The sequence below is a fragment of the Providencia sp. PROV116 genome (assembly GCF_028482485.1).
GTDB classification, from domain to species: Bacteria; Pseudomonadota; Gammaproteobacteria; order Enterobacterales; family Enterobacteriaceae; genus Providencia; species Providencia rettgeri.
The window spans coordinates 215,275-228,669 of the sequence record NZ_JAMPQO010000010.1 but is presented as its reverse complement, the minus strand read 5'-3'; the positions used below and the strand labels follow the sequence as shown (position 1 = coordinate 228,669).

The 13,395-nt window shown below is 39.3% G+C and carries 13 protein-coding genes; 4 read left to right on the top strand and 9 right to left on the bottom strand.

The window, feature by feature from the left end:
- The 7 genes from PSE72_RS08120 to xerD all read right to left on the bottom strand — a co-directional run.
- On the bottom strand, nucleotides 1-1,485 hold a 1,485-nt coding region (locus PSE72_RS08120), incomplete at its 3' end, for a hypothetical protein (protein ID WP_272690945.1).
- Between the two features lie 20 nt (nucleotides 1,486-1,505).
- A complete protein-coding gene (locus tag PSE72_RS08115) occupies nucleotides 1,506-2,060 on the bottom strand; it encodes a hypothetical protein (protein WP_109912911.1) in 555 nt (184 codons plus the stop codon).
- A gap of 817 nt (nucleotides 2,061-2,877) precedes the next feature.
- Entirely contained in the window at nucleotides 2,878-4,395 is a 1,518-nt protein-coding gene (gene lysS, locus PSE72_RS08110; RefSeq protein WP_115166895.1) for a lysine--tRNA ligase, read from the bottom strand.
- 7 nt (nucleotides 4,396-4,402) lie between these two features.
- Nucleotides 4,403-5,504 (bottom strand): peptide chain release factor 2 gene (gene prfB / locus PSE72_RS08105; RefSeq protein WP_115166894.1). Its coding sequence is split into 2 segments (ribosomal slippage): nucleotides 4,403-5,425 and nucleotides 5,427-5,504, totalling 1,101 coding nucleotides; the frame shifts between segments, so codons are not numbered across the junction.
- A gap of 129 nt (nucleotides 5,505-5,633) precedes the next feature.
- Nucleotides 5,634-7,367, bottom strand: a complete 1,734-nt coding sequence (gene recJ, locus PSE72_RS08100; RefSeq protein WP_115166893.1) for a single-stranded-DNA-specific exonuclease RecJ — start codon at nucleotides 7,365-7,367, stop codon at nucleotides 5,634-5,636.
- A gap of 9 nt (nucleotides 7,368-7,376) precedes the next feature.
- Complete coding sequence (dsbC, locus tag PSE72_RS08095) at nucleotides 7,377-8,081, bottom strand: bifunctional protein-disulfide isomerase/oxidoreductase DsbC (RefSeq protein ID WP_109912946.1); 705 nt, start codon at nucleotides 8,079-8,081, stop codon at nucleotides 7,377-7,379.
- A 21-nt stretch (nucleotides 8,082-8,102) separates the two neighbouring features.
- Nucleotides 8,103-9,005, bottom strand: coding sequence for a site-specific tyrosine recombinase XerD (xerD, locus tag PSE72_RS08090; RefSeq protein ID WP_109912915.1), 903 nt, complete (start codon nucleotides 9,003-9,005; stop codon nucleotides 8,103-8,105).
- 117 nt (nucleotides 9,006-9,122) lie between these two features.
- Here xerD and fldB point away from each other — a divergent pair, with 117 nt between their 5' ends.
- Complete coding sequence (gene fldB, locus PSE72_RS08085) at nucleotides 9,123-9,641, top strand: flavodoxin FldB (RefSeq protein ID WP_004913034.1); 519 nt, start codon at nucleotides 9,123-9,125, stop codon at nucleotides 9,639-9,641.
- 89 nt (nucleotides 9,642-9,730) lie between these two features.
- Here the strand turns inward: fldB and PSE72_RS08080 are convergent, their stop codons facing one another.
- Both PSE72_RS08080 and sdhE read right to left on the bottom strand, forming a co-directional pair.
- Nucleotides 9,731-10,141 (bottom strand): protein YgfX, encoded by a 411-nt coding sequence (locus PSE72_RS08080; RefSeq protein WP_042851636.1) that lies wholly within the window; start codon nucleotides 10,139-10,141, stop codon nucleotides 9,731-9,733.
- On the bottom strand, nucleotides 10,122-10,388 hold the full coding sequence (gene sdhE / locus PSE72_RS08075) for an FAD assembly factor SdhE (protein WP_004913039.1): 267 nt from the start codon (nucleotides 10,386-10,388) through the stop codon (nucleotides 10,122-10,124). The genes PSE72_RS08080 and sdhE overlap by 20 nt, the downstream gene beginning before the upstream one ends.
- A 247-nt stretch (nucleotides 10,389-10,635) precedes the next feature.
- On the opposite strand from sdhE, the gene ygfZ reads away from it, so the two are divergent.
- The 3 genes from ygfZ (at nucleotide 10,636) to PSE72_RS08060 (ending at nucleotide 13,392) form a co-directional block, all read left to right on the top strand.
- Nucleotides 10,636-11,619 (top strand): tRNA-modifying protein YgfZ, encoded by a 984-nt coding sequence (ygfZ, locus tag PSE72_RS08070; protein ID WP_004913041.1) that lies wholly within the window; start codon nucleotides 10,636-10,638, stop codon nucleotides 11,617-11,619.
- A gap of 11 nt (nucleotides 11,620-11,630) precedes the next feature.
- Complete coding sequence (locus PSE72_RS08065) at nucleotides 11,631-12,251, top strand: HD domain-containing protein (protein WP_109912916.1); 621 nt, start codon at nucleotides 11,631-11,633, stop codon at nucleotides 12,249-12,251.
- 244 nt (nucleotides 12,252-12,495) lie between these two features.
- Nucleotides 12,496-13,392 (top strand): YncE family protein, encoded by an 897-nt coding sequence (locus PSE72_RS08060; RefSeq protein ID WP_198641448.1) that lies wholly within the window; start codon nucleotides 12,496-12,498, stop codon nucleotides 13,390-13,392.
- Nucleotides 13,393-13,395 lie beyond the last annotated feature (3 nt).

The window sequence follows — 13,395 nt, the reverse complement described above, 5'->3', positions numbered from 1 at the left end:
GAGTTTTGCCTGCAAGTCTTCCTGTTGTTTTTCACTTTGAGCCAACTGTTTTGCTAACGTATTCTGCGTGCTTTGATATGAATTAAGCTGCTCCTGAGCCGCTTTTAATGCATTTTCTAATGCAACTTTTTGTTCTGCTTGTTCAGTTTTTTCCGCCAAGGAAGCTTGAATTTTTTCCGCTAATTGTTCTTTTTCAACCAACTGGGCTTGTAATTGCTGGTTTTGAGACTCGAGTGATTTACTTTTTTCTTGCTGAGCAACTAAAGAAGATTGAACGCCATCTTTTTCACTTTTAGCCGTTGCTAGTTCATTTTCTTTTTGTTTTAACAACTCTTTTTGCTGTAAAAGCTCAGCTGTCACTGATTTTATCTGTTCATCAGTGTTACCCACGAGTTGTAGTTGATTTTTAGCCTCTGACTCTAATTTTGCAATATCAGCTGTCAGTTGTTCAATTTTCAAATTCGCTGAGGCAAATTGCTGTTCTTTCTCTGCTAATTGCTGTTTAAGTTGAGCTTGTTCAACAACACTTTCATTTAATTGTTTTTCAAGCTGAGCAATTGTTTCTTGGGTTTGTTGATTTTCTTGGCTCAATTGCTCAAGGCTATTTTGCTTTTGCTCAATTGTTTTTTGTGCATCCACCAATTTAGCCTTTAATGTGTCAACTAAAGACTGGTCATCTGATGAATCTACAATCGCCTGTAATTGAGCTATTTGCTCTTTATTCTTCAGAACCTCATCATTTAATTTATCAATCTCAAATTGCTTTTCGGTAATTGTATGCGTTAATTGCGCAATACTCTTATTATGATTAATGAGTTCAGAAACAAGTTGTTCATCATTGAGTAAATGATTATAGGTAATAAGTTGGCCTACTCCTTGAGCAATACCAAACTTATATAAATGAGTTAATTGCTGACGTTCAATTAATTGCGCTAACTGCTCAAGATAAGCAGAGGCATTAATACCATTTGGCTTAGCAAATTTAGACGCATATAAGCCGAGAGGGTCAAGAACTAATTGATACTTTGCGAAATCTTTTGCTAGATAAGCAGGATCCCATTGATTGCTTTGAAAAAAATAAGGGTAAGACGACAATAAAATAGGGGCTACGCCATTTTCTGTCGTCACCGCACACACCTCAGGAAACGTCGTTTTTTCTGGCTCAGTAGGATCTGCTTTCACTACATCTGTTTTCTTTGTTGATGTAGCCGCAGATTTATTCTTCCCTGTTGCTTTGCTTTTAGTTCCTTTATTAGCTTTAGCTGCCGCAGATTTTTGTTTCTCTTTTGGCGCAGGAACAGTAGATAGCGAAGAAAAGATATCATAACCTTGGTTTTGTGTATTAACTGGCAATTGCTGCTTTTGTTCTTGCACTTTGCCTTCTTTTTCCATTTGAAGGTAAGTATCAAAATCATCAATTATATTGTTAAAGCGCTCTGCTTTTGGAGCATGACTAAAAAAAGTCGTAACAAGTGCCAGTGACACACAAAGCCTAAGGTTTATTCTCATAATCCACTAATTTTCTTCAATGTTGATTCGGTAGACAATACTGAGTTATAACGAACTTTTGCGCACAACACTTTAGTTTTGGATTCGATCGCCATTTGTAATAATTCAATTGTGTCTGGGCTAGCAGTACTTTCAACTTGTCGATATAGACGGTTGATTTCGCTAACTTCTTTAAATGAACCTACTAAGCGATTGTAATCTTTAGGTGAGAGTGTTTTGAGCGCGTTTAATTCTTTAACACACGTATTTAAATGGGCAAATGATTGCTGATCAGCACCATTTTCACCATAGCTTGTTGATGCTATTGGTGTACGACTAATGGCACTATTTAAAACTTTTTGAGATTCAGGGTATGTGTTATCAGTCTGGCCTGAATTCGTATCCGCAGTTGGTTGTGTTACTGGCTGAGCGGTACTTGCATTGACTGTCTGTTTACTTGGGGTATTCGGTGTTGCTGTATTGTATGTGTCTGAGCCAAATGTACAACCTGAAAGAAGAGCTGTACCTGCTATAAGCAAAGATGCAACATGAAATTTATTTTTTAAAAACATATGGTTACCTTACCAGCACTTTTCTTCGCTATTATAATGATGTCCAAAAAACCTAGTGTAAGCTAAAAATTAGCTATTTTCTATAAGTCCGAACGTAGAAATAGAGTCATCTCATAAATTTATGATTAACTTAACTTTAGTTTTAAAATTATTTTATTGCTATATTTTCATTAATTTTATGAGCTAATTCTCACTAGTCGTCCAATAAAGGAGTAAATTAACACCTTTTTCGGAATTTTTTATTATTTTATGTCAGATAACGATTAGGTTACTTGGTAAACCTTACTAGCAATTCAATACCTTTCAAGTAAACTCTTATTTTAGTTCTGTCACCTGTAACAATTGTTAACAAATAAAATGCTAGCTAACAAAAAATCCTATTTCATTTATCAAGCTGCTGACACATTTAAGCCTATGACATGAAAATAATCGCCATCACACCAAATATGGGTAACCTGCTTAATTCAATTCTACAGGTTAACAGTAATTAAAAATTATAAATAGAATCAATTTTTTATCAAAAAACGTATTTATAGACATTCAACTACGTAATAAAGCATAGCAGTTATCTGTCAGAATTACTTATATTAAATTGATACGATTCGTAACTCAAATTTATTTTTAATTAAAACATAGTGATTACATAGTCATAATCACTAAAAAAACACTTTTCAGTGATTTTATTTTACATTACTCATTTAACGTCTAGTAAATGGTGTTTTATTTTTTAACTAAAATGACCACTTGAATAAAACATGTGAAGAGTAATATTGATAGCTTATAAATATATGCCCGGAATTAACCGGGCATAATGCATTTAAGCTTTGCTAGGACGTAAAGCGGGGAATAAAATAACATCACGAATAGTATGGCTATTAGTGAATAACATCACCATACGGTCAATACCAATACCTAAACCGGCCGTTGGCGGTAAACCATGTTCTAATGCAGTAACATAGTCTTCATCATAGAACATTGCCTCGTCATCACCTTCGTCTTTTTGACGAACTTGCTCAGCAAAACGCTCAGCTTGGTCTTCTGCATCATTTAATTCCGAAAAGCCGTTACCAATTTCACGGCCACCAATGAAGAATTCAAAACGGTCAGTAATGAATGGGTTGTCATCGTTACGGCGTGCTAATGGTGAAACTTCAGCTGGATACTCAGTAATAAATGTTGGCTGAATCAAGTGGCTTTCTGCAACTTCTTCAAAAATTTCACACTGAATACGGCCTAAGCCCCAGCTCTTTTCAATCTTAATACCGATAGACTGAGCAATCGCCACTGCTTTATCCATATCATCCAAATCAGCAACATTGGTTTCTGGGCGATATTTGCAAATCGCTTCTTTCATGGTGAGTTTGGCAAAAGGTTTACCAAAATCAAACTCTTGCTCGCCATACTGAACTACGGTATTACCTAATACTTTTTGTGTCAGTGTACGGAATAAATCTTCTGTCAACGCGATTAAGTCACGGTAATCCGCATAAGCCATATAGAGTTCCATCATAGTGAACTCTGGGTTATGACGTGGAGATAGCCCTTCATTACGGAAGTTACGGTTAATTTCAAATACTCGTTCAAAACCACCCACAACTAAGCGCTTGAGGTATAATTCAGGCGCAATACGCAAATACATATCGATATCTAATGCATTATGGTGAGTCACAAATGGACGTGCAGAAGCACCTCCTGGAATGACTTGCATCATCGGTGTTTCCACTTCCATAAAACCGTAGCTAACCATAAAGTTACGTACTTCAGCGAGGATCTTCGAGCGAACAATAAAAGTATGACGAGATTCATCATTCGCAATTAAATCAAGGTAACGCTGACGGTAACGTGTTTCTTGATCTGATAGACCGTGGAATTTGTCAGGTAATGGACGCAATGCCTTGGTTAATAAACGAACTTCATGACAATGAACAGTTAACTCGCCAGTTTTGGTTTTAAACAAACGGCCTTTAGCACCTAAGATATCGCCTAAATCCCATTTTTTAAACTGTTCGTTATAGATGCCTTCTGCCAAGTCATCACGCGACACATAAATTTGAATGCGTCCGCCAACGTCCTGTAACGTGGCAAATGACGCTTTACCCATGATACGACGCGTCATCATACGGCCAGCAATCGATACTTCGATATTTAAGTCTTCAAGCTCTTCGGATGTTTTATCATCATATTGAGCATGAATTTTGTCGGAAATATCTTCACGACGAAAATCATTTGGAAATGGAATACCCTTTTCACGCAGTGCCGCTAATTTTTCTTTACGGGCTTTAAGTTCGTTATTCAAATCAGGTGCTTGTTCAACACCTTGTTGTTCCTGAGACATTTTTCCCTCACAGGCCAGCTTTTAAACTAGCTTCAATGAATTTATCCAAATCACCATCCAGTACGGCTTGCGTGTTACGCGTTTCCACACCAGTACGTAAATCTTTAATTCTTGCATCATCAAGGACATAAGAACGAATCTGGCTTCCCCAGCCAATATCAGACTTGTTCTCTTCCATCGCTTGCTTATCTGCATTTTTCTTTTGCATTTCCAGTTCGTATAGCTTCGCTTTTAACTGGCGCATAGCTTGGTCTTTATTTTTATGCTGCGAACGGTCATTCTGGCATTGCGTCACAATATTGGTTGGAATATGTGTGATACGTACCGCTGATTCCGTTTTGTTTACGTGCTGCCCACCAGCACCAGATGCACGGTACACATCGATACGCAAATCTGCTGGATTGATTTCGATATCAATATCATCATCAACTTCAGGATAAATAAACGCAGAACTAAAAGAAGTATGGCGACGCCCACCCGAGTCAAACGGGCTCTTACGAACCAAACGGTGAACACCCGTTTCCGTTCTTAACCATCCGTAGGCATAGTCACCAATAATTTTGACCGTTGCTGACTTTAGCCCAGCAACATCACCATCAGACTCTTCGATAATCTCGGTTTTAAAGCCCTTTGACTCGGCCCAACGCAAGTACATACGTAATAACATGCTTGCCCAATCTTGAGCTTCAGTACCGCCAGAACCCGCTTGTAAGTCAATGTAGCAGTCTGCACTATCGTATTCGCCTGAGAACATACGACGAAATTCAAGTTGCTCTAATTTGCTTTGTAATTGCTCTAATTCAGCTTCTGCTTCATTAAATGTGTCTTCATCATCAGCTTCAACCGCTAGCTCTAATAAACCTTCAACATCTTCAAGGCCTTGCATCATCTGGTCAATCGTTTCAACAATTGCCTCAAGCGATGAGCGTTCTTTACCAAGGGCTTGTGCTCTCTCGGGTTCATTCCAGACATCTGGCTGTTCAAGCTCAGCGTTGACTTCTTCTAAGCGTTCTTTCTTGGCATCATAGTCAAAGATACCCCCTCAGAACCACTGTCCGTTCAGACAGGTCCTGAATCTTACTTTTTACTGGGTTTATTTCAAACGTCATTTTTCAATATCTTATGGTTAGTCAAAAATAATTTTTTATTCACAAACCGCTTAGTATAGCGGAATTTATCTCATGTTTATAGCGCCATCAAACGCTATTTACTGGTTATTCCGCTTGTTTATTACCAGCTTAATCCGGCCAAATATGCTCAATCATTAATTGTACGTTTCTTTGGCCACGATATTCGTTTACGTCTAATTTAAAGGCTATTTTAGCTTTTTTGATACTGTTGTCTGGCCATCTACGGACATCAATATTAAACATGATTGCATCTAACATTGGCCCACCATTCACAGGCTCTAGCATCAGTTTCAGATGACGTTCACCAACAAGCCTTTGCTGCAATAATTGAAACTCGCCATCAAAAATAGGTTCTGGAAATGCTTGCCCCCACGGGCCACTTTCTCGAATAAGTTCAGCCGTTTCTAAACAAAACTCATGGCGAGAAAGTTCACCATCACTCCAGATCACCCCAGCTAATTGCTCAGGTTGAACTAATTCACCCATCAATAATTCGAAATGATGTTTAAAGGCGTCAAATTGATCAACATGTAAAGTTAAACCTGCAGCCATTGCATGCCCACCAAATTTTTGCATGATACCGGGTTGTAACGTATTTAATCGTTCTAGTGCATCCCGCATATGAACACCTTGAATAGAGCGGCCAGAACCTTTTAATAAACCATCACCAGCAGGGGCAAATGCGATAACCGGACGATGATATTGTTCTTTGATCCTTGAAGCGAGTATACCGACAACACCTTGATGCCATTCAGGATGATATATGGCTAAGCCATTCGGTAACTGGTTTTCACCGTATTCGAATTGATTAAAAAGCACGAGTGCTTCTTGTTGCATACCCGCTTCAATCTCACGACGAGTTTGATTTAACCCATCTAACTCATTCGCCAGTTCCCTTGCATATGCCATATCGTCTGTCAGTAATAATTCAATACTCACTGACATATCATCTAATCGACCTGCCGCGTTTAATCTAGGACCAAGAGCAAAACCAAAATCATTTGCCACTAACCTAGATAAATCGCGGTTGGAAACCTCAACGAGGGCTTTAATTCCCGCGCAACAACGCCCTGCTCTAACACGATTTAGCCCTTGGTGAACTAAAATACGGTTATTGGTATCAAGAGGCACCACATCGGCAACGGTTCCCAATGCAACCAAATCAAGGTATTCGGCTAAATTAGGCTCTGCAAGCCCTTGTTTCGCAAACCATCCTTGCTGACGTAAATACGCACGTAAGGCTGACATTAAATAAAATGTGACACCTACCCCCGCTAATGATTTAGATGCAAAGCAACATTCATTTAAGTTCGGGTTGATTATCGCATCCGCAGCAGGCAACGTTCCCCCCGGCAGATGGTGGTCGGTAATAATTACATTCATTCCATAATGATTAGCGGCACCAACCCCTTCATGAGATGAAATGCCATTATCAACCGTTATAATGAGATTTGTTCCACGTTTACGGGCTTCTTCAACAACCAATGGCGTTAAACCATAGCCATTTTCAAAACGGTTCGGAACGATATAGTTGATATTTCTATATCCCATTGATTTTAAAGCTCGAATAGCTAATGCCGTACTTGTTGCTCCGTCGGCATCAAAATCACCAACAATAGTAATAGCTTCATGCTCAATTAGTGCGCGATAAAGTAGTGGTAATGCCTTATCAACACCCGATAATGACCGATAATCCAATAAATTAGCCGCTTTACGCTCTAACTGAGTTATGTCCGTGATGCCTCGATGTTGGTAAATCCGTTGTAAAAGTTCAGGCAAGCCAGGAAGTTGAGCCGTAGAGCTTTGTTGCTGTCTTTGTTGTAAGAGCGTTTCTACATTCACAATAATTAACTATTTTTGGTTGAGTAATTGAACAAGGGCATCCGGTTTCATATAACCAGGTAGCATTTGCCCATCAGGTAGGATGATTGCTGGGGTTCCCGTCACTTTGAATAAATTACCCACACTCATATGCTTACTTAGGTCAATTTTGCAGTCATCAATGATCGCAACGTCCTCACCTTTAAACGCTTGAGTTAGTGCCTTTTGTTGTAGGCCATTACACCAGATAGACGCCATTTTTTTCCCTACGTCACTATCTGCGCCTTGGCGTGGATAAGCCAGATAACGCACTGTGACACCTTGGCGGTTTAATTCATCAACAGACTCATGTAATTTCTTACAATAACCACAGCTAATATCGGTAAAAACGGTCACAACATACTTTTCTTGGGGAGCTTTAAAGATAATCATTTCATCTTTTAGCGCCTCTACTTTTTTCAATAACGGCTGGTTACTGATATTAACCGGGTTTTTACCGCTCATATCATAAATTGGCCCTTGCAATAAATACTTGCCGTCATCTGTGATGTATACAACGCCGGTTGATGTTTCAACCACATTCAGCCCAACAATGGGTGAAGGTTTAATCACCTCAACAACCATATTGTATTTTTCCAATGTATCACGGATAACTTTTTCTTCCGTTGCCCCATAGACTGTGGAAGTAAACGACGCAATACATGCGGCAGCCAATAATAACAATTTGCGTTTCATAGATAGTCCTTTAATCATGCATCACCCCCTTGGATGATGCTGCTCATGCAATACTCGTAACCGCTCAGTCGCAACATGAGTATAAATTTGTGTGGTTGATAGATCGCTATGACCTAACAACATTTGTACCACGCGTAAATCGGCCCCATGGTTGAGTAAATGGGTGGCAAAAGCGTGTCTTAGAACATGCGGTGAGAGTAGCTCACTGTCAATATGAGCAAGTACGGCATAATATTTTATTCGGTGCCAAAACGTTTGCCGAGTCATTTTCGTGCCACGTTTACTTGGGAATAGAATATCGCTCGTTTTGCCATTTAATAAATCAGGGCGACCTTCATCAATGTATTTCTCTAGCCAATATATTGCCTCTTCCCCCAAGGGAATCAATCTTTCTTTATCGCCTTTACCGACAACACGAATAACTCCCTGCCGCAAACTTATATCTGAGAACGTTAAACCGATTAATTCAGATACACGCAAACCACAGGCATATAACACTTCTAACATGGCTTTATCACGTAGCTCTAAAGCATCTTCGGTAGCAGGGGCGTTTAATAAATCTTCAACTTGTTTTTCACTTAAATCTTTGGGTAAACGCTGCGGAATTTTGGGTGCAGCAATGACCGCGGAGGGGTCATCCAGGCGAATTTTTTCCCGATACAAATATTGAAATAACCGACGCATCGCACTTAATAAACGTGCTGAACTGGTTGCTTTATATCCACAATCAATGCGTTCAGCAAAAAAAGATTGTAAGTCAATGGATTGAACATTTTCTAAATGCAACTGGTGAGCATCAAGCCATTTATCCAATAATTGAAGATCATTACGATAAGAAGCTAATGTATTTTCAGCAAGATCTTGTTCAAGCCAGATTGTATCAAGAAATTGTTCAATTAATGGATTAAGTTGTTTTGTTTCCACGACAGATCTACTTCCTTTCGATAATACCACACGATTCTATTATGCCTGAATGTGCCGGCTTCTGTTACAATACATCTCTTGTGATGAAAACCATAGCTGGACATAGTAATAATATATATGAAAATAGGTCTTTTTTACGGTTCTAGTACCTGTTATACCGAAATGGTTGCAGAAAAAATACGTGATATTCTCGGCGATGATTTCGTCACACTGCATAACGTTAACGATACACCGCCGGCAGAAATGGAACAGTATGATGTTCTTATTTTGGGAATACCTACGTGGGATTTTGGTGAAATACAAGAAGATTGGCTTGAAATTTGGGAAGCGCTTCCCAATCTTAACCTCGCAAATAAAATCATTGCGATGTATGGTCTTGGTGACCAAATAGATTATGGCGAGTGGTTTCTTGATGCCCTTGGCATGCTCTACCATCAACTAAAACCAACTGGTGCTAAATTCGTTGGCTTCTGGCCGACCGAAGGCTATACCTTTGATAGCCCTAAACCACTCAATGAAACCGGTGATATGTTTGTGGGGCTTGCATTAGATGAAGTTCACCAGTTTGAACAAACCGATGAACGCATCGCACAATGGTGTGTACAGATTTTTCAGGAAATTGAAGCTCTATTATAATACAAACTGATGTTTGCTTGCTCATCGATAACCCAAAGTGAGCGGCACCTAGCGGTATTTAGGCCACCAATTCGGTTGATCTTGGTTGCCTAGATATCAGGGTATTGCAGCAATAACTGGTTTAAATTACGCCAATTTTCCTCCGAAAGTGCGTCTTTAGCTACCCATAAATGGATCTTTTGCGGTTTGCCTTGTAACGCTTCTAATGTCAGCAATATACCGTAACGAGTAAGCCAAGGTGCTTTCAGTATTCGCCACTCGTTTTTCTTCCACTGAAGCTTATTGCCATTAACCAGTACAGCAACCCCTTTTATTTTACTGATATTTTTCTGACTCTTTGCCCAACTTGCAACGACAACCACTAGTAGCGGCAGCCATATCATTGAGTTACCAGGAGACCATGGAGTCAGAAGCAAAAACATCCCAATGACCCCATGAACACAGGTTGAGAACAATTGAGTTTTCCATGAGATGGAGAGATTAGATTTCCACAGGACCACGATTTTTATTTTTTTCCTGAATCAGTTTAATCATACGAAAAAGTTCGTCATCATCTGGGCGGCCATGATTCATTAACCAGTTGAATAAGTCAGGGTCCGCACATTCTAATAATCGAACAAATACCTGCTTATCTTGGGTTGTCAGGTTATCATATTCATACTCAAAAAACGGCATGATTGAAATATCTAATTCACGCATACCACGGCGGCATGCCCAATGAATTCGCGCTTTATTCTCAATATCCATTCTACTACGGCCTTTTTTGCAGTTAACTGATTAGATTGATTATTTTCCATACTCTAACAGATTATCCGCCAAGAAAACATGTTATAGACTACATAGTTGTAATTTTAGTAGTAAAATACCGTTTTTCTACAAACAGCTGATGAAAAACTATTAGATAATACAGGTTCATCATAATAACTACTTGCAATGTTATCTAGCTATTTTACCATTAGGCACCCTTATCTATCAAAGAACAATAGGTGAAATCATGACTAACCACATTGATAGTACACAGCAATTTCCTCTCGGATCTCAGTCTTTACCACTCGTTTTGATTTCACTGGAAAACTGGGAACTTATTCACCTTCACGGCGCCGACGCAGAAAAATACCTGCAAGGTCAAGTGACCGCGGATATTGCCACACTCACACAATCACACGCATTAACAGCACACTGTGATCCCAAAGGTAAGATGTGGAGTGACCTCCGCTTATTCCATCACTTAGATGGCTATTCCTATCTATTAAGAACTAGCGTTGCCGATTCACAGCTCGCTGAACTGAAAAAATATGCTGTTTTCTCGAAAGTCACTTTTGAAAAGAAGCCGGACCTAAAATTAATCGGGGTCGCGGGTAAAGGCGCTAGAGAAGCGCTGGCAACACTCTTTACTACATTACCAGACGACCAAAACCAAGTGGTTACTGACGGCGCTTCTACCATATTGCATTTTGCATTACCCACAGAGCGTTTTCTGGTGATCACAAGCGAAGAAACGGCACAAAAAATGGCTCAAACCTTGAGTGCTATTCAGGTCAATGATGAACAATGGCTAGCCCTTGATATCGAAGCTGGGTTTGCAGTTATCGATCAACAAAACAGTGCTCAACATTTACCTCAAGCAACCAATTTACAAGCCCTACCTCATGGTATTAGCTTTAAAAAAGGCTGTTATACCGGTCAAGAAATGGTTGCCCGTGCAAAATTCCGCGGTGCAAATAAACGTGCGATGTATACCTTAAAAGGCACAGGCACTACCATTCCTGCTATTGGTGAAGGTGTGGAATGGCAGCTTGGTGATAAATGGCGCCGTACAGGAACCGTGCTAGCGGCAATTCGCTTAGGTAGTGGCGAAATCTATGTACAAGTCATTATGAATAACGATATGGAAGCCGATAGCGTTTTCCGCGTTATGGGTGATGAGCAAAGTCATCTAACTATCGCACCATTACCTTATTCATTAGAAGAGAATTAATTGGAGTTTTTATGTCATCTGCATTAGGTAGCAAGCCCGTAGAGGTGGTTAATTTTGGGGCTTTTACCGAAGTCGTCCAATTTTTGATGGAATTAGATAAACTCAAAAGTGTTTATCGTAAAAATAAGTTATTGAACCGTGAACGCCAAGAAAATACAGCAGAACACAGTTGGCAATTTGCGGTTGCAGCCATGAGTTTTGCACCCTATGTACAAGGCGTTAATATCGAACATGCGATAAAACTTGCCCTTGTGCATGACATTGTTGAAATTGACGCAGGTGATGTATTGGTATTTGATAATGCCGCTCGTGATGCTATTCATGAAGAAGAAGTTAAAGCGGCTAAGCGTATTTTTAACTTACTGCCTAGCCCGCAAAATGAAACATTGCTAGCTTTATGGAATGAATATGATGCATTAGAAACCCCGGAATCTGTGTATGCGAATGCCATTGACCGAGCAATGCCAATGCTGATGAACCTGCACAATCAAGGGCAAAGCTGGGTCGAAAACCACATTCGTCTGGAACAAGTTCTCAGTAAATGTGATTATATTCAACAGATCCTACCTGAATTTTATCAACAACTTAAATTACAATTGGAGCTAGCTCAGCAAAAAGGCTGGTTGCTGTAATTGTCGCCCAAAGCGGCTGAAAAGCCGCTTCATTTAACGTTTTACACTCATCTAATCTAATATGTATTGCCCATAGTAAGATATACCTTTCACTAATTCATTATTTTAATTTAAATAATAAACCACTTTATATTTTTTAATAATTATTAATCTCGACTTATATAGAAATACCAATATTAATAACTTGCTAATTATTAATATCACTCCTATCTTTATCATTGAACATTTGCCTGTGAGGTTTAAAATGCAAAAATTCAATGAATATTCAAATCCTTACCTTTTACTACTAGATGTCCATTCACCCGCTATAGTTCAATTCAATAAATCAACTCGTCAAACAATCCCAATTATCGAAGAACTCGGTGGAACCCCTGACGGCATTGCTATTGACCCTGCTAATCGATTAATTTATTGGAGCAATATGGGGGATGATTATGAGGCTGACGATGGTTCCATCAATGTGATGAATTTTGATGGCACTGGCAGAAAAATGCTATTAGGCAATGGAAAAATAAGAACGCCAAAACAATTACATCTTGATTTAGTGAATCAACGATTATATTGGTGTGACCGTGAAGGAGGTATGGTTTCATCGTGTAATATCGATGGTTCTAATTTATTCGTCCATGTAGCAAGACCCCGAGATAAACACAATAAAGTAGATATCTTAGACCAATGTGTTGGCATTACTGTTGATGTCGCAAATAATTGGCTCTACTGGACTCAAAAAGGAACCCCTAAAGGTAATTTAGGTCGTATCTTTAGGGTGCCATTAACGCCTAAAACCCAACAATCAGCCAATCAACGAAACGATATTCAATTGCTCCTTCAAGACCTACCCGAACCTATTGATTTATTGCTTGATGAAGAGACCCATATTTTATATTGGACAGATAGAGGCGCTGAGCCCGATGGTAATAGCTTAAATTGTGCCAATATTACTGCTGATGGATTAAGCCATTACAAGGTAATAAGCCGTGGTTTTAAAGAAGCAATTGGGCTGACATATGATAAATCAGCAAAACTGATGTATGTCGCCGACCTTAATGGGGGGGTTTACCAAGTCGTTATGGAAACAGGTGAAGTGGAAAAGCTATACCAAGGTAAAAATTATACGGGGATTTCACAATATTTAGGTTAGAAA